Genomic DNA, 20,234 nt, shown 5'->3' with positions numbered 1-20,234 from the left:
AACGTAAAGCTATCTAGTTCTGTAGTTTCCCGTTGAGGTGGCTAGCGCAGGCGTGCACTGATCCATTCCACAAGGCGGTCCGCCCCATCGTCCCCCGTAAGCATCAGCCATGGTGACTGCCACGAGCCTTCCGCGAACTTCTGGTACGCCGCTAGTGTGCGCTCCTGCAAACCCGAGTCCTTTTCGTAGGCATCCCTCGTTCGCTGCACATCAGAGGCTTCCCGCTTGCGTGCGCGGTCGGCTGCCACTCCCACCGACGTGGCCAGACAGACCTGAACGTCGGGAAGCGGAAGTTGGAAATCTCCGAATTCGGTCTTCTCAATCCACCCGACGATCGCCGGATCCTGTGTGCGCGCCAGGGAGTATGCCGCGTTGGATGCGACGTAGCGATCGATAATCAGAACATCGTTCTCGCGCACTGCATCAACAATCGCTTCACGACGTTCTTTGCGGTCCAGAGCGAACAGGAGTGCCATTGCCCAAGCGGAGTCCGCGGTGTCGCCGAGCTGACCGTGCAAGGCTTGATCGGCGAAATCAGCGAAGATTGTCTGCCGGTACGCCGGAAAGGTCATCGAAGAAACGGAGTGTCCTTGACTTCGGAGTTGATTGGTAACAGCTGTGACAAGCGTGTTCTTGCCAGCACCGTCGATTCCTTCGACTGCGATAATCAAATTCTTCTCCTCGCACACATGGCTACGGCCTAGCCTTGGCTAGAACTAGTAGCGGTAGTGCTCTGGCTTATACGGGCCCTCGACGTCAACGCCGATGTATTCGGCCTGTTCCTTGGACAGTCGGGTGAGCTCACCGCCGAGTGCCTCGACGTGAATGCGAGCGACCTTCTCATCCAGAATCTTCGGCAGACGGTGGACAGTGTTGTCGTACTTATCACCGTTGCAGTAGAGCTCAATCTGCGCGATTGTCTGGTCGGCGAAGGAGGTCGACATTACGAAGGACGGGTGTCCGGTGGCATTGCCCAGGTTGAGCAGACGCCCCTCGGAAAGCACAATCAGAGAGCGCTCCTCGCCGTCTGCATGCGGGAAGATGTACTCGGTGACCTGCGGCTTGATCTCCACACGACGGACATCATCGCGGTGGTGCAGGCTGTGCATGTCAATCTCGTTGTCAAAGTGGCCGATGTTGCCCAGCAGCGCGTGGTTCTTCATCTGCTGCATGTGCTCGAAAGTAATGACGTCCTTGTTGCCTGTGGCGGTGATGACAATGTCGACATCTGCGATGACGCTCTCAGTAGCGACGACGTCGAAACCGTCCATCAATGCCTGCAATGCGTTAATCGGGTCGGCCTCGGTGACCTGAACGCGAGCGCCCTGCCCCGCCAGCGCCTCCGCGCAGCCCTTACCCACATCGCCGTAACCGCAAACCAGCACATTCTTGCCGCCAACCAGCATGTCGGTACCGCGGTTAATGCCGTCCAGAAGGCTGTGGCGGGTGCCGTACTTGTTATCGAACTTGGACTTGGTGACGGCATCGTTGACGTTCATGGCCGGGAATGGCAGCACGCCCTGCTCTGCGAAGTGGTAGAGGCGGTGGACACCAGTGGTGGTCTCCTCTGTGACACCCTTGACCGACTTTGCAATTCGGTGCCAACGGCCGGCATCCTTCTCCAAGCTGGCGCGAAGCATGTCCTTGAAGGCAATAAACTCGTCCGAATCCGACTCTTCTGCAGGCGGCACCAGGCCAGCATCCTCGAATTCCATACCCTTAATGACAGCCATGGTGGCGTCGCCGCCGTCGTCCAGAATCATGTTGGCATCTTCATCGCCCCAGTCAAAGATGCGGTCGAGGCACCACCAGTACTCCTCCAGCGTCTCGCCCTTCCAAGCGAAAACCGGAACACCCTGCGGATCCTCCGGAGTGCCGTTTCGCCCAACGACGACAGCCGCAGCGGCCTCATCCTGAGTGGAGAAGATGTTGCACGAGGCCCAGCGGACCTCTGCGCCCAGCGCCGTCAAGGTCTCGATGAGCACTGCGGTTTGAACCGTCATGTGAATGGAGCCGGAAATACGGGCACCGGCCAGTGGCTGCTGCTCTGCGTACTCTTCGCGCAGCGCCATTAGGCCTGGCATCTCGTGCTCAGCCAGACGAATCTGGTGACGACCGGCCTCAGCCAGGGAGAGGTCTGCAACCTTGAAATCAATGTTCTTCGAGGACATGTAACGCTTTCTCTAGATTCTTTGACGTGAGATTCTTCTTAAAGAATCACTACTGGGGACGCGAGAATTACTCTACCGCTTCGACGCAGTTTTCCAGCGCCGCCTGGTCAGACTCACTGAGTTCCCCCAGAAGATTATCGAACACCTCGGAGGCGATAGCCAACGCATCCTCCTCGCTGCCGTGTGCCTCCGAGATTCCCTCCCGAATGAAGCTGTAGTCCTCCACAATGTCACCGCCGCTAAATGGCGCACCATTCCAAATTGCAATAATCACAGCCGCCGCGAGTGCGCATGCTTTCTCATCGCTACTTTCGGAATCCACCCCAATGCGGCCAGCATCAATCAATGCACCAACGCGATCCTGCGAGTCGAGATCCTGAACCTCATCGAACAGTTCAATGACCGAATCGCTACCAAAAACCTCAGTCTCCCAGATGGACATGATAGGTGGCCACGCTCCTTTCGCGCTTCGAACCAATTGCCAGTTTTCGTCTTCGACGAGCGCTTTCCAAAGAGCGCTTTTCGACGAGCCCACGGTAATCTGGCCGCCGACCTAATAGCTGTCGCCTGCACGTACCGCTAGCCGGAAAACCGCATGTGGCCTTACCGAAGTTCTACCCGACTTTTCGCCACTTTTACAGTGCGAGAGACTTATTTAATCCCCTCAACACAATTTTCACCCTAGAGAGAAGATAACGGGCATGTTAAGTTAGTTCCCAGACCTCGTAATGTAACTGTTATCTTTTTCGTTACAGGGCGATTTCACGCATGACACGAAAGGAGTACCTACCATGGTGAAGAAGGCCTTTGGAGCTCTTCTGCTCGCAGCCCTTCCCCTGAGCGTTTCGCTCGTTGGCTGCTCCGATAGCAGTGCTGCCGAGGGTGCAAATCCGGAAAACGCCGGCTCTCAGTCGGAAATGGAGACCTCTGCTCCACTGCCTCCAGTTCCTAGTGATGCCGAGCTGCAGCAGACCACTGAACCGAATTCAGATTCCTCGCTGACTGAGACGAACGACAGTCTAGTATCTCGTCCGACCACGTCATCGAGCACCGAGATCGTTGAGGATCCGTACCTGCCACCGCAGGCGTACATCCCCCCGACTTCCACAAGCTCAAGTGCGACAACTCCGACGTCGACGACATCGACACCTCCGACGACCACGGAGACCACAGAGCCCACCTCTGACGACGTTTCTTCGCCGACGCCCAGCAAGCCGGTGCCACTGCTACCGGAAGATAACTCGGAAAAGCCGAACGACAGTCTTCCGGAAGGCGATGGTGGTGCAGCAGCTGAGCCGAAGCCGCCTTCATCGCAGGCGCAGTCCCAGTCGGGTACGCAAACCACAACTCCGTCCGAGACTCCTCAGAAGACTCCTTCGAAGGAGCCGACATCCCCGAAGGAGCCGACACCTCCGAAGGACCAGACCCCTTCGACGGAGAAGGACACCACTGGCGGCAATGGGGCTAGCAATAGCAAGATTTCCCCAATCCCGGAAAAGCCGAAGGACTCCGGATTCCTGGGAAATCTCTTCGATAACGACGAGGACTAACCCACCCGCGGGACGGTCGCGACAAAGACGGTTGCCCCGTCTTGGCGCGCAGTCAGCTCAATATCGACTGCGTCGACAGCCGGAACCCAGGCCGCATGGCCGCTGGGAACCTCAACCACGGAGTCGTCGTGACGCAACGCCACCGTGCCCGCTGTAGACAACACAACCGTGGCGGATTCTTCGTCGAGCAGAACATGTTCGCCCGGCTCCAGATCCCGCGAACGAAGGCGAAACTCGCGCACCGGCGCGTCATAGTCATTCCAGCCATCATCGGTCAGCCGCGACTGCAGCACCGGATCTGGCAGCGGTCGGAAAGAGAGCACGCGCAGTAGCTCCACGACATCGACGTGCTTAGAGGTCAGCCCTCCGCGCAGCACGTTGTCGGAGTTGGCCATGATTTCCACGCCCATGCCATTGAGGTAAGCATGCAGCTGTCCAGCACCAAGGTAGATGGCTTCGCCCGGCTGTAAGCGAAGGCGATTAAGCAGCATCGACCCCAGGACTCCCGGGTCCCCCGGATACTTTCGAGCCAATTCGCAAGTGGTCTCGGCTACTCGCGAGAACTCCTCGTCATCGCCACTGTAATCCGCGCACTTGGCAGCCACGGCCTCGACCAGCTCATCGAGGACATCCTGGGGCAACGTCAACCACGTTGTAAACAATGCCCGCAGAGCACTCTCGTCATCGGCGGCATCGAGCAGTCCCATGTAATGGTCGAGCTCCGGTACCGCCAGCGTCGCGAGCAACTCCTTCGTGCGCTCCACCGGGCGGAATCCGGCCAACGCGTCGAAGGTAGTCAGGGCGACAATAAGTTCCGGCTTGTGGTTGTTGTCCCGGTAATTTCGGAAATGTGCAGTGGCCGGAATGCCCTCCGCATTTTCGCGTGCAAATCCCTCCTGAGCTTCTGCCAAGGTGGGGTGTGCCTGCAGCGATAACGGCTCATCGGCTGCGAGCAGCTTCAACAGGAACGGCAGCCTGCCGTTGTCGGTGTCAATTGCATATCCGAGCGCAGCTGCCGGATCCTGCGCAATGAGCTCATCCAGCGGCGTGCCGGCCACCGTGGCCGATGCCAGTGCATGCGCACCAAACCACAGTTCCGCCCAGGGCTTCGATGTGGGAGCGTCCGCACCGGTGATTCTCGCCAAATGTGTACGAGACCCCCAGGGGTACGACTGCAGCACGGGGTCCAACAGCTCCATGCCCGTATCACTCCTCTAATAGTCACTTCTGGCGCGAGCACGCCAATCTCACCGAAGGCCCAAAAGCCTTCGGTGACACCCGGCGATTACGCAGAAAACGCCGCAATCGCACCAACTCTGGCTGCAGCAACACATACTTCAACCAATGGATGATGAGTCTCCGCATCGAGCGCAGGGCACTCCACACGAGCCCATCCAACCTCGCCGTAGTGGTCCCGGTAGTGGCCCACATTGTTCGGCGCAGCTAAAACAATCGCCCCCAACGGTAGCACTGTCGCCCCTTCATCCCCACCATCAATAAACGGGTCATAGAAAATATCGCGGCTTTCCTGGGGTTCTGCAGCGAGCAACGCGCCCACACTAAGAGACAATTCGCTTATCGACGACGCTGCCGAGACCACGCCTGCCTCAAGCATCTGTAACGATGCCAGTTCCGCTACCGGCGCCAGCGCCGAGGTCGTCGACACTGCAAGCATTCTGCGGCCTGCCACCCACTGCGCTACCTGCCGCGCGGGGTTAACTGTTTCATCTCGCTGCGGAGCACAGGCGGCAATATCGGCGTCCACCGCATCAGCGACTTCCTCCACTACCCCGGCCGGAGCCAGGGTGGTGGCACCGCATTCGGTGAGCGCGCTGGCGATGGCACCGACATAGGCGGTAAAGGACGCGGACTCCGCCATCGCCGGGCGCGGAACCACAACCGTATCGGGGCTACCGGCGGCACGCAGTGGCCCTTCACCGGGATCCACCACGACCGTGGCAGCACCTCGCCTATCAGCTTCAGCCAGAGCTGCCCCCAGTGGGCTGCCGGGGTTGTCGTCACAGACGATGACCAAGTCGAGGGCACCGACATAACTGGGCAACTGATGCGCAATTACCACCGGACAGCGGATATCGTCGGCAAGCGCGCGCACGGATTCGGCAGCGAGCTGCGCCCGACGATTTCCCACGAGGATGACCGCACTGCGCGGCAGTGAAAGTTGAGCAAACGCACCCCCGCGAGTCGCGGAAGCAGCAGCTCTGAGACCTGCACCGGCAGTGGCCATACGATAGAACAGGGCCTCTTGGCGCGGGTTATGGGAGGAGTCGAATGACGAGGTCATACTCCCAAGCATGCCTGAAAACGGGCGCGTGGGGTTGATTAACCGCGGATGATGCCGAGAACTTCGTCGACAAGAGCGTCGACCTCAGCACGCGTCGGAGCCTCGACGTTCAGACGCAGCAGCGGCTCCGTATTGGAGGCCCGGACGTTGAACCACGCCTTGGAGTCCGCCAGCTCAATGGTCAGGCCATCCATCCAGTCCGAGGACTCCGTGCGATCGGCAAACGCGGCCTCGATTTCCTTCTGCTTGGCCTGCTGCTCCTCGGCACTACCCAGGCGGGAGTTAATCTCACCGGAGGCCTCGTAGCGGTTGTACTCGGCCATGAATTCACTCAGCGGCTTATCCTGCTCGGCCAGTGCGGCCAGGACATGCATGGCAGCCAGCATGCCGGAGTCTGCGTTGAAGAATTCCTTGAAGTAGTAGTGCGCTGAATGCTCGCCACCAAAAACAGCACTGTGCTCGGCCATTTGCGCCTTAATAAAGGAGTGCCCAACACGGGTACGAACCGGGGTTCCGCCGTTTTCCACAATCATCTCCGGCACGACGTGCGATGTGATCAGGTTATGGATGATAGCCGCACCCGGGTTCTGCTCCAGGTAGCGGGTGGTCACCAACGCACAGATGGCCGATGGGCTGACCGGGTTGCCCTTCTCGTCGACGACGAAGCAGCGGTCAGCGTCGCCATCGAAGGCAATACCGATGTCTGCGCCCTGCTCCACCGTAAACTTCTGTAGGTCAACGAGGTTGGCGGGCTCCAATGGATTGGCCTCGTGATTCGGGAAGTTGCCGTCGAGCTCAAAGTAGAGATCAGCAACATCCATGTCTTCTCCGAGCACTGCCGGAACTGTCAGTCCCCCCATACCGTTACCGGCATCGACTGCAACCTTCAGGCGACGGCCGGAGCGAATGTCGACCAGCCCATGGAGGAACGCCGCGTAATCCTGCAGAACATCCTCACGATCAATTTCGCCCGGAGTGCCGGTGTACTCCGGGATTCCGTCGACAAGCAGATCCTTAATCTGAGCAAGCCCTGTCTCCTGCCCGATCGGGCGGGCGAGCGAACGGCACATCTTGATGCCGTTGTACTCAGCTGGGTTGTGGCTGGCAGTGAACATCGCGCCCGGGCATTCCTTTACTCCGGAGGCGAAATACAGCTCGTCCGTAGAGGTCAGGCCGAGCAGGGTGACGTTGAGCCCCTGTGCAGCCGCGCCGTCGGCGAAACTAGCCGCCAACTCCGGTGAGGACTCACGCATATCGTGGCCAACTACGGCACGTGTTGCGCCCTCTGAACGCATGATGTGTCCGAAGGCGGCGCCGATGGCTCCGACAAGATCCGCGTCGATGCCCTCACCGACAACACCGCGCACGTCATAGGCCTTGATGACGGCATCCAAATCGGAACGATTGTAAGTGCCCACGAAAAACCTCTCTGGGTAAGTATCAGTTTTGTGAAAAATGATACTAGCCACAGAGAGGCTCTCACAAAGAAATGCCGCGGCAAGATGGCATGAGCTGGGGCACGGCGCCCGACCCGTTAGTCGTCCGAATCCTCCGGATCGCGAACTACATGCAGGTGACCGCGCGCGGATTTCCGCGTCGACGGGTGGCGGCTGGAATCAATCTTGTAGGTCTGCGGACGGTTGTCGACCTCATCCCGCAGCACCAGGCCAGTCGCGTTGCGGCCAGCTTCACGGACGGCTTCCGCCAGTGCGGTCAAATCATCATCGTCCTGGGCGGGCGTCGGCACGTCGTAACGCACGAGCTCCCACCCCAGCGGTGCGGTGATAGAACGCGCGTGCTTCTCACAGAGATCCCAGCTATGCGGTTCGGACGCGGCGGCGAGCGGACCCACCACAGCCGTCGACTCCGCGTAGGCATACGTCAACGTAGCTACGGCAGGTTTGCCACAGCCGGGCCGGCAACAACGTCTAAAAACACTCACGGCATCAAAGTCTAGACCCTAACTTTAAGTTTCGATAGTTTTTCTCCCACTCGGGCGTTTTTCGCTTTCCGACGCTCCCCCGGGGCACCCCAGCCTTACCCAGTAAAGCTGCGACATGGCCGGAAGCTGGCCTCACCCACGTTGACGATCCGACCGATTAAGCTCAACAAATATGAATTCATCGGCTTATACTCCGCGCTCTTTGCGACGCTCACTGCGACGCGGTCGCGGACCTCGGGGTCCTCTGTTGCCGCCGGAGGTACCCCGCTGGAAGAGCCGTTCAGAAGCTTTTGACCAGGCGGTTATTGACGCCTACGCCCCATTGGATCAGCACTGGTCCCGGCAACTGTCACACCTGGACATCGCCATCGACACGATTCCTCGCATGCAGTTGCGCCCGGACATGTATTTCCCGGAAGAGATTGTCGCTGACGGACCTGTACCGCTGGGACGGCTTATCCCCGCTGGCATTGACCGCGTAGGCAACCCCACCCGCCCCTGCGTAGTAGTGTTCCGCCGCCCCATTGAGCGCCGTGTCTCGGGTCGAGTGGAACTGGACCAGATGCTGCAATATGTACTGATCCGCCTGGTGGCGGTATATCTGGGCATTGATCCGGTTGAGGTGGACCCTAGTTTCAACGAGAACTTCCTGTAGAAAGCTTTCTTCTAAGGAGCTCCCTAGAGACCGGGTTAATAGACAAACAGTGTGTGATTCTCAAGATAGTAACTGGTCAGGCCCCATAAATTACCGGCTGCACGCGTGAATACGGGCTGCAAATGTGAAACTGTGCAAGTTTATGACACTTTCAGGCCATTTTTCGGGCGTTTTTTGTCATAAACGCAGTCAGTAACTCGCATTAAGAACTAAGCGACAAAAGGGCCCACCCAGCGACATGCTGAGCGGACATATTTTCGTCTATTAACCCTAGAGAGCAGGAAAAACTCGTTCACCGAAAAATCCCCCAGGGTATTACCCAAGGGGAAACTGCGAGGTCGAGCGAAGGATAAAATACAGACCCGGCTGCCCTAGCCAATCTGCCGCTTCAAACGGCGGCGCTCACGCTCAGAGAGGCCACCCCAAATGCCGAAGCGCTCATCATGCTCGAGAGCAAACTCCAGGCATTCATCTCGCACACCACAAGCACGACAAATACGCTTTGCTTCGCGAGTGGATCCACCCTTCTCAGGGAAGAAAGCTTCTGGATCGGTCTGGGCACACAGAGCTTGCTCCTGCCAGTCCTGATCGACGGCTTCAAACAACCCCGAAAGGTCATCTGCCCACTCTGTCAACGGCCGAGGCTGGTTTTCAGAGGAGCTATCATTCACAGCGATGTCACCCGCATTCGTCTCACTATCCACAGCAGAGCCGCCATCAAACATGCTGGACTTTTCCATGCCGAGGGCCTCCTGATGGTTGTTGCTGCGGGTCTTTAAATTGGGCTTAGTGTGCGAAACACACATTTGTGATTACACACGTGTAACCCACCATCGGTCAAGCCGAATAGAGAATTTGCCCCAATACTTTTCATTGCCCCTGAAGCCCCTCCCCCCGCGTTGGGGATTAAGTTCAGGTTGAAGGATGGCGCCCGAACCCTAAACCTGCCACCTGAACTCAATCACATTCGCCACATGCCTCTCACCAGCAACTTTGACGACACTTCGGCAACTCTAATCAGATATTGCCGACAAAAGTCTGACACGCCGAAGGCTGCAGACTAGACATCCGTCGAAAAACGTACTCCGTGATCGGGGATCTGGACGCCCGGCCACACACGGATACCGTTGATCAATTCACAGCGCGCACCAACGACGGCACCCTCGCCGATAATGGCATCACTGATGACCGTTCGCGGGCCAATATCGGCACCATCGGCAATCACAGAGCGCTCGATTACAGCACCGGCACCGATGCGTGCGCCGTCGAAGATCACCGATTGATCAATCCGAGCTCCCGCACCAATCTCCGCCCCACGGCCGACAACAGAGCCACCGTAGAGAAGAGCACCGCCACCGACCGACGCAGATTCGTCGACAAGCGCTTCGCCGTGCTTACCCTCTAGAAGTGGTGACGGCGCGATACCGCGGACCAAATCAGAGGAGCCGCGGACGAAGTCACCCGGAGTCCCCATGTCACGCCAGTAGGCGTAATCAACGTGACCGTAGACGTTCATACCGCGGTCAAGCAGCGCTGGGAAGATTTCACGCTCAACGCTAATGGGGCGACCAGCCGGAATCGACTCGATAATCTCGCGGCGGAACACGTAGATACCGGCATTAATCTGATCGGTCGGCGGATCCTGGGTCTTCTCCAGGAACTCCAGGACGCGCCCATCCTCATCGGTCGGAACACAGCCGAACGCGCGTGGATCCGGCACACGGACGAGGTGCATCGTGACGTCCGCATCCTTCTCCGCGTGGGTGCCCAACACCGCGCGCAAGTCGGTACCGCCGAGGACATCGCCATTGAAAATCATTGCGGTGTCATAGCGCAGCTTGTCTAGGACGTTTCGGATACCGCCACCGGTTCCCAGCGGCTCAGCCTCAAAGACGTATTCAATTTCGAGACCCAAATCCGAACCGTCGCCGAAGTGTTCTTCAAATACTTCAGCTCGGTAGGAGGTGCCCAATACCACGTGCTTCATACCTGCTGCACGAATGCGGCCAAGCAGATGCTCCAGGAATGGATGCCCTGCCGTGGGCAGCATCGGCTTCGGCGTATTCACGGTAAGGGGACGCAAACGCGTACCTTGCCCGCCGACCAGAATGACAGCGTCAGTCTGTTCAGCCAACGTGGCTCCCGCCTGCTGTGCAGCATCCGCTCCCGGCTGGAAGGCGGAGCCATGCCCAGCACTCGGACGAACTTCGGTAGTCATGAAATCGGTAACTTTCTTCGATGGATCGTTCCAACAGTTAATTAATTCCTACGCTTTTTGACCGCGATTATGACTTTGCCACGCAGGAACAGCCCCAAACGCAATGCCAGTCGCACAGGTGCCAGCGCCGGCCCCGGCAGGCGATCTGACATAAAACGGTATGCCGACTCGTGATGGGCCCTTACGGTAATTTCTGGGTGCTTACTGGCAGAATGGCCCTGCGCGTGACGAATCTCTGCACGGGGACAGAAAATATTGCTCCAACCGGCCTTGCCCAGTCGGTCACCCAAATCCACGTCCTCCATGTACATGAAGTAGCGGGTATCAAAGCCATCAATCTGGTCGAACGCATCCCACCGCAGCAGCAGGCATGCACCCGACAACCAGCCGGCCGGTCGCTCGCGATCCATATCCGCGTCATCCCGATAGCGCCGTGAGAAAGGGTTAGTAGGCCAGATGTCGGCGAGCAGCGCGTGTCCGATACCGCTGACAAGCTCAGGAACCGCGCGTGCCGACGGGTACACGCTGCCATCCGCCTCGCGAATCAGCGGACCAATCGCTCCGGCTTTGGGATTGCGCTGCGCGCATTCCAACAGAACATCGATTGCGCCAGGGGCAAACACCACGTCAGGGTTGACCAGCATGACGTAGTCAGGATTAATCTCACCGGCACGGCGAGCCCGTCCCAGCTCCGCAATGCCACGGTTGGCGGCCGCGCCATAGCCAATGTTGCCGCCGGTGCGCAGAAGCTGAACATCCGCTCCGGTCTCCTTAGCCCGAGCTTCTTCCTTCTCCACGGAACCATCCGTCGAGCCGTTGTCGGCCATGATCAGACGCGTGGAGGCACTGGCGGCGGAGCCCAGCGAATCCACCAGCTTGCTCAGGTGCTCACCGGGCGAAAAGGTCACGGTGACCACACCGAGCGGAAGCTGCGAGGGTTGCGGGGAATTCGAGGTTGCATTCACAAACCTAGACCCTAGGTCAGGACTGCCCGCAAAGTGTCCTGCCACTCCGGAAGTGAATGTAGACCTACCTCACTCCATGCGGAACCATCCAACACGGACCAGGCCGGACGCGGCGCCGGACGAGGGAACTCACTGCTGGTACACGCCACCACACGCTGTGGATCGTGACCGATGAGCCGAAACACTTCGCGAGCCACTTCGAACCATGTTGACTCACCGCTGCCCGTGACATGGAAGGTGCCGGTCGGTGCGCTGCTCGGTTCGGACAACACGCGATCGCACAACTCCCAGATAGCTCCGGCGAGGTCACCAACAAAGGTGGGGTTGCCGTGCTGATCGTCAACGACCTTAATAATTGCCGGATTGCCCTTGTCATCAGTCGCCGTCTCCGCCAGACGCATCATCGTGGAGACGAAGTCCTTGGCCTCTGGCTGTGTGGGGCCCGACCAGACCCACGCCGTACGCAAAATAGCGGAACGCGCGCCCGAATCACGCACATTGTTCTCCCCCACTAACTTGGTACGTCCATACATAGTCTGAGGTGCGGTGAAATCATCAACTCGCAGCGCTCGGCGCTGCCCCGTCATCTCATCGATTGCTACATCACCGAAGACATAGTCGGTGGAGATGTGAATGAGATACGCGTCTTCCTTTTTCGCCCGAGCCGCCAAGTACTTCGGTCCGAGTGCATTGATTAGGTGCGCCGAGCCGGGATCGGATTCTGCACCATCGACATCGGTCGCCGCTGCCGCGTTAATGATGATGTCGACGTCGTCAAGCAGAGGCGTTGCCTCCACAGCATCCGAATCAGTGATATCCAACTGTGCCCGAGTGAGAGCGCGCACCTCAACATCGGCGGCGAAAGAATCACGCTGAAGCGCAGTACCCAGCTGTCCAGCAGCACCAGTTATGGCGACAATGGGACGCCGCGAATTGCTGTGGGTTGGTCCATGAGTGGCGAAATGCGAGACTGATATTTCAGACATATTCTTCTTTATCACTATCGTAGATACGATTGACACTGTGTTGAGGTGCCACCGCACACGGTTGGACGGTTAAGGTTTATGTAGTTTCCGCAGCTGCTTACTGCTCTCCACGATGTGTGGAATGCCCACGCAGACATGCAGCACAAATTATATTTTCGAAAACGGTTTAAGAGGAGCCCCGGTTTGAGCAGCCACACGCCACGCGCGCGTCACGCACGCGATATTCAAGCGCCACCGTCCTCTGCAGAGAGTACCGCCCAAGCTTGGCCGCCGATGCTGCGCAATGCGCTTGTGCTGCTCTCGGCCATTATCCTGGTTATTTCCGCAGTTGGCTGGTGGACACTCGGTAGGACCACCGACAACTTGGGTTCGGGTGGCGACTTCGGTCTGGGCAGTGAGAAGGACGGTGCAACCGATATTCTGCTCGTCGGCTCCGACTCCCGCACCGATGCCCAGGGCAACCCGCTGACTCCGGAAGAAGTTGAGCTTCTGCGTGCCGGCGACGAAGAAGCCACGAATACAGACACGATTATTGTGATTCGTGTTCCTGCCGATGGTTCTTCAGCGACGGCAATTTCCATTCCGCGCGATACCTATGTCCACACCAATCGCCTAGGCAACACAAAGATCAATGGTGTCTACGGCAATACAAAGCAGATGGTGGAAGAAGAACTCGCAGGAAGCGGGGCCTCGCCGGAAGACATTGAGCGTCGCTCGACCGAGGCCGGACGTAGAGCTCTGATTGAGACCATTAGCGACCTCAGCGGTATCACCGTTGACCACTACGCAGAAGTTGGCCTGCTCGGCTTCGTCCTGCTCACCGACGCCATCGGCGGTGTCGATGTATGTCTGAATGAGGCTGTTTACGACGAGTTCTCTGGTGCGGACTTCCCGGCGGGCTCACAGACGTTGAAGGGTGCCGACGCGCTCTCATTCGTCCGCCAGCGCCACGGCCTGCCCCGCGGTGACCTCGACCGAATTACTCGCCAGCAGGTCTTCATGGCCTCGTTCACCAATAAGCTGCTCGGCGCTGGCACACTGTCCAATCCCGCGAAGCTGTCTGAACTGGGCAACGCTGTCCAGCGCTCAGTGGTGCTCGACGACAACTGGGATGTCACCGGATTTGCTACCCAGATGCAGGGCCTCAGTGGTGGCAACGTGAAGTTTGAAACTATCCCGGTGACCTCGATTGACGGTGTTGGTGACTATGGCGAGTCGGTGGTCACAATCGATAAGGGCCAAGTCCACCAGTACTTCGAGACCCTGCTGGGCACCAAGGAAGAAGAAGCTCCGACGAAGGAAGAAGACGATAAGAAGGCTGACCCCAACGCGGCTGAAACTACAGTCAGCGTTTACAACGCCACAGGCATTGAAGGTTTGGCCAGCGGCGTCTCAGGTTTCTTAACAGAAAAGGGCTACACCCAGGGAGAGGTCGGCAACGCTGAGTTCGCCGGCGTTGCCTCCAGCCAGATCAATGCGGCTGACCCAGAGGATCCGGCAGCTCAGGCCATTTCTGAAGCACTCGGTGGCGTACCGATTGTCCACGATCCATACCTCGATCCGCACCACATCTCAGTGACGATTGCCGGTGACTACGACGGCCCAGGATTGACATCAGAGGGAATGGCCACTGATTCGGGCGACGGTGCCGAACCTGCGCCTGAAGTTGAAGATGGTTCCAATGGCGACATCATCGGCCAAGAGGGCGGCGAAATTCCGCAGGAAGATCGCCCCGCTATTGACGCCGCTGGCGTGACCTGCGTGAACTAGGTCCGCCCCTTCGGGGAGACCTCAGCGACATGTTCGATGAGGTTATATTCCTCAATTGCGGCTAAGGACTCCTTGGCCTCCTGTTCGTCCAGCACGTTCATGATGAACCCGTTCTGGACGAACACCCAATCACCTGCCACCAGCTCAGGCACGTACATTGCCGAGCATTGCCGCTTCTGCCCCGCCATATCCACTGTCGCCATCGGCAGTGGACCATCGGCTATTGCCAAAACCCGGGCAGGAATTCCAAGACACATCGTGTTACTTCGTCCTCTCCGCTACAGTCGGGGCGTCCGCCGAACCACGGCTATCCGTTGTCATATTGTCCGCAGGTGCACCGGCATGTTCCTGCATCGTGAATGTCATCACTCCCGCAGGTGCCGAACTACACGGTAAGCACGGATCAGCGGCCCAGATGGACTTCTCGACCCCCGCAGCCTCTCCGCCGCCGCACAGCTGCTCGGTGAGCATACGAGTCAGCCAGGGTTCGTTCTGCGCAGTTGGTGTCATGATCTGACAATCCGTGATGATGCCGTCAGCCCCTGCCGTATAGCGATGCACTAACAGCCCGCGCGGCCCGTCAATCATCCCGACACCACTGCGATGCCCTTCAAAGTCAGCATTCTCAATCGCTGTCGCAGCATTCGGATCGCACACATGCTCGCCGAGCAGTTCCCCGTCGGAAAGCACCCGCCTCGCCCAAGCCACGGTGTCAGCGAGAAGCTGGCGTTGGGCGTCGCGTGGGCTCACCCCACGCTTATCGACGACAACCTGTCTGGAGACCGGCCCCACCCGGTAGAAATCGGCCCGCTGACCTTCACAGCCATGCTTGCCCAACTCCTTCGAGGCATCAAACACCGGTCTGGGAGCGGCATCGCCCGGACGGGATTCACGAACGCGTGTGGGCCAATCAGCAGCCGGGAAAATCTCCGCCGCGGTATCGGTGTCATGCCGCGCGACTGCGAGGTAATTTCCCAGCGGCGCAAGCTCACCGTCGGCATCGACAACTGCCACGTCGAGGCCGTCAAAAGTATCCGTCCAAGCATCAGGGGCATCGGGAGTGGGAAGAAGCTCCACTTCCTTGATTACCGCCGTCTCAGCCAGTACCTCCAGAGCAGTTTCTGCCTCAGAAACCAGCGTCTTATCCACTGTCGCGCGCACACCGCCGGGGACGGCGACATCCGGGAAGTGCGACGGTGCCCCCGCTGCACGCATCAGAGCTTTTCCGGCACGCTTCATTGCCCGCGCCCCCTCGCGGTCGACGGCCACAAATTTGGTCGCTAGATTATCCAAGGTCGACCCGGCCGCCAGCAGCTCTCGAATCAACTGTGCGGTTCGAGGAATGTCGAAGACCCCGTAAAGGTCCTCTACCGCCCGCACGCCTGCAAGATGATGCACAACCGGGCACAGGCCACACAGCCGCTTGGTGATATCTGGTACAGCCAGCGCCTGCTTGCCCACGAGCATCCCGTCGATACGCGGTAGCCCTGAAAGGTCGAAGGACACCTGTGTGATGGCGCCGTTGTCATCGCGATAGACATCCAGTCGTGCCTCGAATGGGTCAACAAGCTCATCGAGCTGGATGTGCTGGGTAACCGGAACGGATTTGGATGACATGGTCCGCCTGCGCCTCCTTCGCGCTGAGTACTTCGCCATAATGGTATCTGTGCATGAGCTTGGATTGTTGACCAGCGTGGTGGAAAAGATTGCCGAGGTCTGCCCGGGACGTACCGTGACAAAGGTGTCAATGCGTGTGGGCGACCGCTCCGGGGTCGTCTACGATTCCCTCATCGCCGCATGGCCTGTGGCCAGTGCCGCGACGCAGTGTGAGGGCGCCGAGTTAGATGCCGAGCTCATTGTCTCGACGGTCTACTGCCCCACCTGCGAGGCTGAGCATGAAATTGATGAATTCTATGCTCTAACCTGCCCTGTCTGCGGCACCCCAACTGCGGATTTGCGGCACGGCCGCGAGTTTGAAATCTCCAGTATTGAGGTCAGCGCTGAGGGCGAGGGTTAGACGTCACTGGCGCGCTCGTCGGCAAGCCAGCTGTCGATGAGCTCGCGCGCAACCTCAGTCGCCTCCTCAATGCCGCCAAGTGCCGTGTTGCTGAGCCCCACCACCATGTCGGCAGACTCGTAGACCACTCCCACCACACCGACGCGCTCAGGCTCCTGCCCCAGCAGTCGCGCCGCGGTGAGCAAATCCAGCAAGCCGACCTGATGCGCGGACAGCTTTGCCGCCAATAGTCTAGGGATCTGGTCACCGACGAGCTTGACGACGGTACCGGGATCCCCCGGACCAGCGAGAGCGTCGAGCAACAATAGGTTCTTGGCCTCCTGCACGATGGGCAGCAACTCCATACCGCAGGTGCCACCATCGATGTAGGCAACCGCACCCGTCCATTCGTCCCCTCGCCCGGCGAGGTTCGCAGGATCATCGAGGTTAGAGGGCGACCAGACCAGATGCGCAGAATCCCCGGCCTGCGTTGTCTGCCCCATGCCTGCAGATTCCAGTTCTGGGGCAAGGCGCCTCAGCAGCTCGAGACCAATGCCGTCGTCGCCCATGACGGGGTTGCCGATGCCAAGAACCGTCACCAACGGAGTGCCAGCATCAGCACCGGTGACTGCGTCGGACACCTTATCGTTACCCAATGATCTCCTATCCAATGCGTGGAGAGTCAACCGGTTGCGTGCCGCGCGGTAGCCAGACAGAGCCACCAATCATCGAGGACAGACCACCGTGGTTGTGTACCGCATCGGAGCGGATAACCAGGTAGACGTGAATGATGGCGAAGAGCCAAATCAGGTACATGATGATTGTGTGAATCAGGCGGAAGTAGCCGATGCCAATCCAGTGCGTGGGCATAGCCAACAGCTGGAAGAACCAGTTGGACTGGTCCATCATCGCGTATAGCGACAAACCTGTGAGCATCTGGATGAAACACATCGCGTAAATGCCGGTGTACGCCAGCTGCTGCAGCGGATTGTGTGCGAAGTAGAACGGCCCTTCCTTGCGCAGGAAGAGGTAGTACTGCATCGTGTGCCAGAGGTCTTTAACATCCTGCTTGTTATAAATCGGCCATAGCGCACGCCATCGTGTTTGTCGGTCGTGGGTAACAAACAGCAGAATGACACGCCATAGCCCCACCGCGATCCATAGGAATCCGGCTAAGAAGTGCGCGAAACGGACATATCCCATCGCGAATCCCGCGGCCGAGCCGTCATAGGTGCGCTCAGTCAAATAGGGCTGCATGATGTACCAGCCAGTAAAGGTCATCACCAACATCAGCGCCAGGTTCAACCAATGTTGAACGCGCAGCGCCCATCCCCACAGGTGAACCTCGACCCACGAACCGGAGCCCTTCTTGTTCTCCGCAATGGCCTCGTCGAGTTTCCGCAGCCCCATTGCCACGAATCCTTCGAAGATGAACTCTCCGATGATATTTCCGTCTTTGTCAATGGGCGCAAGCGCGACGCCCATGCTGCGGTGCCCGCGACCATGATGCATGTTCGCGTTACGACGAAGTAGAACGCCTTCCTCACGGGACATCGTGGATGCCTCAACGACCGCATTCAATTCACCGCGCATGATGGCGACATCGACCGTTTGATCCGCAATGTTGAGGCCGTGCACCTTGGCAATGGAGTAACGGCGGTCAGGCGTCGCCGGGTCGTAGGAATCCGGGGTCAGTTTCATCAGTGGCGTGCCGTCGAGGTGGAAAAGATCGTCACGACGACGACGCAAGCTGACCTTTAGCGCAAGGTCGACAGGATCGCGGGAGTCGTCCGGGACAATTGCTGCGGCCTGAATGACCTCGGATGGCGACAACCAGTGGCTGGTGTGTGCGTCAATAACCGCAATAACCAGGGGGTTGCCCTTGGAATCTTTTAGTCGCAGTTCCGGATTTTCACTCACTGGGGGTGTCATGCCGTCGTCACCTTAAACATTTCCTGACCAGCCGGATCCAAAATGTGGACTGCGCAGGCCATACATGGATCGAAGGAATGAATCGTGCGAAGTGGTTCAAGCGGCTGCTCGGGATCAACCAGCGGATGTGTGCCATCGCCAGCCAGCGCGTGCTCGTATGGGCCAAGCTGCCCCTTCGGGTCACGGCCACCGGCCAGCCACGTGGTGGGAACCACGGCTTGGTAGTTGGTCACCTTGCCATTTTCAATTTTGACCCAGTGGCTGAGCATGCCACGAGCGACCTCGAGGAAGCCCACGCCCTGGCACTTTTCCGGCCACGTGGTCGGCTCCCAACGGCTGTTGTCGAAGACATCGATGTCGCCGTTCTTCAGGGCCTCAACGAACTCCGGGAAAATGTGATCTGCCAAGTAATTGGCGGTGGTCACAGACTCCACAGCACGTGCGTAGGTGCGTCCCGCAGTGGAGTTCATCTGCTCAATGCGCAGGTCGAGCTTATCCATGACCTCGTCGACCAGGCGCATTGTCTCCGGCTCCTTCTGCAGGTATGCCAACAGCACACGAGCAACCGGGCCAACTTGAACAGCGCGACCGTCGTAACGCGGCGCCTTCGACCAGGTGTACTTTTCATTGTCCGACAACCACTCGTACGGCGGCTTCGGGCCGGTGTAGTTCACAGTTGTTTCGCCGTCGTACGGCTTGAGGCCGACATCATCGCCGGCTTCCTGCGTATACCAGGCGGAGTTGATGAATTCCTCGATCTTTTCCGGCTGGAATGGGTGGAGCTTGGTGTAGTCACCGTCGAGAATGACACCGGGCTTGATGTCTGGATGCACGGTCTGGACACGGGACTTAGCCGGGTCGCCGGAGTAAGTGGCGCCGGCCATGCCTACCGCCAGGAAGCTGTCGGAGGAGCGACCGATGTCGAAGTAGTCCTTGTAAACGCTCATGATGGCGACTGCATCTGGGTAGAAGCAGTCATTGACGAACTCCACGATCTCGTCGATCCAGGACTTGATCTGATCAATGCCGACTTGGTTGACCGTCTCAGAGCGTTCCGGGTCGATGGAGCACGCCATGCCTCCGACCAGGAAGTTCGGGTGTGGATTCTTACCGCCGAAGACGGTGTTAATGCGGATGATAGAGCGCTGGAAAGCCAAGGCGTCGAGGTAGTGCGACACTGCCATCAGGTTGGCCTCAGGTGGCAAGCGGTAGTCCTCATGTCCCCAGTAGCCGCCGGTGAAGATGGACAGCTGGCCGGAGTCCACAATGCCCTGCACGGTCTCCTTGACCCGGGCGAAGGTTTCTTCGTTGTTGCCCTTCCACGTCGAGCCGATCGACTGCGCGAACTCAACGGTCTTCTTCGGATCTGCCTCGAGAGCCTTCGTGACATCAATCCAGTCCAGACCGTGAAGATGGTAGAAGTGCACGACGTGGTCGTGAATCTCCTGCGAGCCAATCACCAGGTCGCGAATACGACGTGCCTGCGGGGGCGGTGTCGAGCCAATGGCATCTTCGACAGCGGCAATGGACGCCACCGAGTGAGTACCCGTGCACACACCACAGATACGACCAACGAATGCCCAGACATCGCGAGGATCGCGGTTTTTCACAATGGTTTCGATACCGCGGAACTGAGTAGTCTCACTCCACGCGGTTTTGATCTGGTCTCCCTCGCGTTCCAGCTCAATGCGAAGGTGTCCCTCGATTCGGGTAATCGGGTCGATTACAACTTTTTCCGTAGCCATGT

The 20,234-nt window shown here is 58.6% G+C and carries 20 protein-coding genes; 4 read left to right on the top strand and 16 right to left on the bottom strand.

Annotated features, from left to right (window positions below; translation table 11 throughout):
- Nucleotides 1-41 precede the first annotated feature (41 nt).
- From ADB08_RS09785 to ADB08_RS09775, 3 genes are all read right to left on the bottom strand, one after another.
- On the bottom strand, nt 42-671 hold the full coding sequence (locus ADB08_RS09785) for a dTMP kinase (protein WP_049172929.1): 630 nt from the start codon (nt 669-671) through the stop codon (nt 42-44).
- A 45-nt stretch (nt 672-716) separates the two neighbouring features.
- On the bottom strand, nt 717-2,171 hold the full coding sequence (gene ahcY / locus ADB08_RS09780; protein WP_049172800.1) for an adenosylhomocysteinase: 1,455 nt from the start codon (nt 2,169-2,171) through the stop codon (nt 717-719).
- A gap of 67 nt (nt 2,172-2,238) precedes the next feature.
- Entirely contained in the window at nt 2,239-2,613 is a 375-nt protein-coding gene (locus tag ADB08_RS09775; protein WP_049172798.1) for a DUF4259 domain-containing protein, read from the bottom strand.
- Nucleotides 2,614-2,962: 349 nt separating this feature from the next.
- Between ADB08_RS09775 and ADB08_RS09770 the strand changes: the two genes are divergently transcribed.
- A complete protein-coding gene (locus ADB08_RS09770; protein ID WP_049172796.1) occupies nt 2,963-3,721 on the top strand; it encodes a hypothetical protein in 759 nt (252 codons plus the stop codon).
- Here the strand turns inward: ADB08_RS09770 and manA are convergent.
- From manA to ADB08_RS09750, 4 genes are all read right to left on the bottom strand, one after another.
- Nucleotides 3,718-4,920 carry a mannose-6-phosphate isomerase, class I gene (gene manA, locus ADB08_RS09765; RefSeq protein ID WP_049172794.1) on the bottom strand — a complete coding sequence of 401 codons (1,203 nt, stop codon included), beginning with the start codon at nt 4,918-4,920 and terminating at the stop codon, nt 3,718-3,720. The two genes, ADB08_RS09770 and manA, sit on opposite strands and share 4 nt — an antisense overlap.
- An 86-nt stretch (nt 4,921-5,006) precedes the next feature.
- Complete coding sequence (locus ADB08_RS09760; RefSeq protein ID WP_049172792.1) at nt 5,007-6,023, bottom strand: hypothetical protein; 1,017 nt, start codon at nt 6,021-6,023, stop codon at nt 5,007-5,009.
- A 38-nt stretch (nt 6,024-6,061) separates the two neighbouring features.
- On the bottom strand, nt 6,062-7,441 hold the full coding sequence (locus ADB08_RS09755; protein ID WP_080971513.1) for a phosphomannomutase/phosphoglucomutase: 1,380 nt from the start codon (nt 7,439-7,441) through the stop codon (nt 6,062-6,064).
- Between the two features lie 116 nt (nt 7,442-7,557).
- The gene (locus ADB08_RS09750) at nt 7,558-7,965 is read right to left on the bottom strand and encodes a DUF3499 domain-containing protein (RefSeq protein ID WP_005509890.1); all 408 of its coding nucleotides are present in this window, start codon (nt 7,963-7,965) and stop codon (nt 7,558-7,560) included.
- A gap of 172 nt (nt 7,966-8,137) precedes the next feature.
- On the opposite strand from ADB08_RS09750, the gene ADB08_RS09745 reads away from it, so the two are divergent.
- The gene (locus tag ADB08_RS09745) at nt 8,138-8,620 is read left to right on the top strand and encodes a metallopeptidase family protein (protein WP_049172790.1); all 483 of its coding nucleotides are present in this window, start codon (nt 8,138-8,140) and stop codon (nt 8,618-8,620) included.
- A gap of 371 nt (nt 8,621-8,991) precedes the next feature.
- Here the strand turns inward: ADB08_RS09745 and ADB08_RS09740 are convergent, their stop codons facing one another.
- The 4 genes from ADB08_RS09740 to rfbD form a co-directional block, all read right to left on the bottom strand.
- The gene (locus tag ADB08_RS09740; RefSeq protein WP_005510060.1) at nt 8,992-9,360 is read right to left on the bottom strand and encodes a WhiB family transcriptional regulator; all 369 of its coding nucleotides are present in this window, start codon (nt 9,358-9,360) and stop codon (nt 8,992-8,994) included.
- Nucleotides 9,361-9,680: 320 nt separating this feature from the next.
- Nucleotides 9,681-10,838 (bottom strand): sugar phosphate nucleotidyltransferase, encoded by a 1,158-nt coding sequence (locus ADB08_RS09735; RefSeq protein ID WP_048731655.1) that lies wholly within the window; start codon nt 10,836-10,838, stop codon nt 9,681-9,683.
- 41 nt (nt 10,839-10,879) lie between these two features.
- Complete coding sequence (locus ADB08_RS09730; protein ID WP_049172788.1) at nt 10,880-11,803, bottom strand: glycosyltransferase family 2 protein; 924 nt, start codon at nt 11,801-11,803, stop codon at nt 10,880-10,882.
- An 11-nt stretch (nt 11,804-11,814) separates the two neighbouring features.
- Complete coding sequence (gene rfbD / locus ADB08_RS09725; protein ID WP_049172786.1) at nt 11,815-12,789, bottom strand: dTDP-4-dehydrorhamnose reductase; 975 nt, start codon at nt 12,787-12,789, stop codon at nt 11,815-11,817.
- Between the two features lie 135 nt (nt 12,790-12,924).
- Here rfbD and ADB08_RS09720 point away from each other — a divergent pair, with 135 nt between their 5' ends.
- Nucleotides 12,925-14,559 carry an LCP family protein gene (locus ADB08_RS09720; RefSeq protein WP_370449382.1) on the top strand — a complete coding sequence of 545 codons (1,635 nt, stop codon included), beginning with the start codon at nt 12,925-12,927 and terminating at the stop codon, nt 14,557-14,559.
- Here the strand turns inward: ADB08_RS09720 and ADB08_RS09715 are convergent.
- The gene (locus ADB08_RS09715; RefSeq protein ID WP_049172782.1) at nt 14,556-14,816 is read right to left on the bottom strand and encodes a HypC/HybG/HupF family hydrogenase formation chaperone; all 261 of its coding nucleotides are present in this window, start codon (nt 14,814-14,816) and stop codon (nt 14,556-14,558) included. The two genes, ADB08_RS09720 and ADB08_RS09715, sit on opposite strands and share 4 nt — an antisense overlap.
- 4 nt (nt 14,817-14,820) lie before the next feature.
- Nucleotides 14,821-16,176, bottom strand: coding sequence for a nickel-dependent hydrogenase large subunit (locus tag ADB08_RS09710; RefSeq protein ID WP_049172780.1), 1,356 nt, complete (start codon nt 16,174-16,176; stop codon nt 14,821-14,823).
- A 40-nt stretch (nt 16,177-16,216) separates the two neighbouring features.
- Between ADB08_RS09710 and ADB08_RS09705 the strand changes: the two genes are divergently transcribed.
- Nucleotides 16,217-16,576: a hydrogenase maturation nickel metallochaperone HypA gene (locus ADB08_RS09705; protein ID WP_172954599.1), complete on the top strand. Its 360-nt coding sequence runs from the start codon at nt 16,217-16,219 to the stop codon at nt 16,574-16,576.
- Here ADB08_RS09705 and ADB08_RS09700 read toward each other — a convergent pair.
- From ADB08_RS09700 to ADB08_RS09690, 3 genes are all read right to left on the bottom strand, one after another.
- Nucleotides 16,573-17,157 carry a hydrogenase maturation protease gene (locus ADB08_RS09700; protein WP_042389177.1) on the bottom strand — a complete coding sequence of 195 codons (585 nt, stop codon included), beginning with the start codon at nt 17,155-17,157 and terminating at the stop codon, nt 16,573-16,575. The genes ADB08_RS09705 and ADB08_RS09700 overlap by 4 nt on opposite strands.
- Nucleotides 17,158-17,218: 61 nt before the next feature.
- Nucleotides 17,219-18,487 (bottom strand): Ni/Fe-hydrogenase, b-type cytochrome subunit, encoded by a 1,269-nt coding sequence (gene cybH / locus ADB08_RS09695; RefSeq protein WP_016422187.1) that lies wholly within the window; start codon nt 18,485-18,487, stop codon nt 17,219-17,221.
- Entirely contained in the window at nt 18,484-20,232 is a 1,749-nt protein-coding gene (locus tag ADB08_RS09690; protein WP_016422186.1) for a nickel-dependent hydrogenase large subunit, read from the bottom strand. Before ADB08_RS09690 ends, cybH begins: the two co-directional genes overlap by 4 nt.
- Nucleotides 20,233-20,234: the final 2 nt, after the last annotated feature.

Origin of the sequence: Corynebacterium sp. 239_CJEI (assembly GCF_001055995.1) — a bacterium.
GTDB lineage: Bacteria > Actinomycetota > Actinomycetes > Mycobacteriales > Mycobacteriaceae > Corynebacterium > Corynebacterium jeikeium_D.
The sequence above is the reverse complement of the archived record's forward strand: the minus strand, read 5'-3'. Positions and strand labels throughout refer to the sequence as shown.

What these genes read in the sequence shown, in the direction of transcription:
- ADB08_RS09760 (WP_049172792.1), bottom strand. Translation starts at nt 6,023, where the DNA reads ATGACCTCGTCATTCGACTCCTCCCATAACCCGCGCCAAGAGGCCCTG.
- ADB08_RS09740 (WP_005510060.1), bottom strand. Translation starts at nt 9,360, where the DNA reads ATGGAAAAGTCCAGCATGTTTGATGGCGGCTCTGCTGTGGATAGTGAG.
- ADB08_RS09720 (WP_370449382.1), top strand. Translation starts at nt 12,925, where the DNA reads ATGCAGCACAAATTATATTTTCGAAAACGGTTTAAGAGGAGCCCCGGT.
- ADB08_RS09710 (WP_049172780.1), bottom strand. Translation starts at nt 16,176, where the DNA reads ATGTCATCCAAATCCGTTCCGGTTACCCAGCACATCCAGCTCGATGAG.
- ADB08_RS09745 (WP_049172790.1), top strand. Translation starts at nt 8,138, where the DNA reads ATGAATTCATCGGCTTATACTCCGCGCTCTTTGCGACGCTCACTGCGA.
- rfbD (WP_049172786.1), bottom strand. Translation starts at nt 12,789, where the DNA reads ATGTCTGAAATATCAGTCTCGCATTTCGCCACTCATGGACCAACCCAC.
- ADB08_RS09715 (WP_049172782.1), bottom strand. Translation starts at nt 14,816, where the DNA reads ATGTGTCTTGGAATTCCTGCCCGGGTTTTGGCAATAGCCGATGGTCCA.
- ahcY (WP_049172800.1), bottom strand. Translation starts at nt 2,171, where the DNA reads ATGTCCTCGAAGAACATTGATTTCAAGGTTGCAGACCTCTCCCTGGCT.
- ADB08_RS09705 (WP_172954599.1), top strand. Translation starts at nt 16,217, where the DNA reads ATGGTATCTGTGCATGAGCTTGGATTGTTGACCAGCGTGGTGGAAAAG.
- cybH (WP_016422187.1), bottom strand. Translation starts at nt 18,487, where the DNA reads ATGACACCCCCAGTGAGTGAAAATCCGGAACTGCGACTAAAAGATTCC.
- manA (WP_049172794.1), bottom strand. Translation starts at nt 4,920, where the DNA reads ATGGAGCTGTTGGACCCCGTGCTGCAGTCGTACCCCTGGGGGTCTCGT.
- ADB08_RS09770 (WP_049172796.1), top strand. Translation starts at nt 2,963, where the DNA reads ATGGTGAAGAAGGCCTTTGGAGCTCTTCTGCTCGCAGCCCTTCCCCTG.
- ADB08_RS09775 (WP_049172798.1), bottom strand. Translation starts at nt 2,613, where the DNA reads ATGTCCATCTGGGAGACTGAGGTTTTTGGTAGCGATTCGGTCATTGAA.
- ADB08_RS09690 (WP_016422186.1), bottom strand. Translation starts at nt 20,232, where the DNA reads ATGGCTACGGAAAAAGTTGTAATCGACCCGATTACCCGAATCGAGGGA.
- ADB08_RS09735 (WP_048731655.1), bottom strand. Translation starts at nt 10,838, where the DNA reads ATGACTACCGAAGTTCGTCCGAGTGCTGGGCATGGCTCCGCCTTCCAG.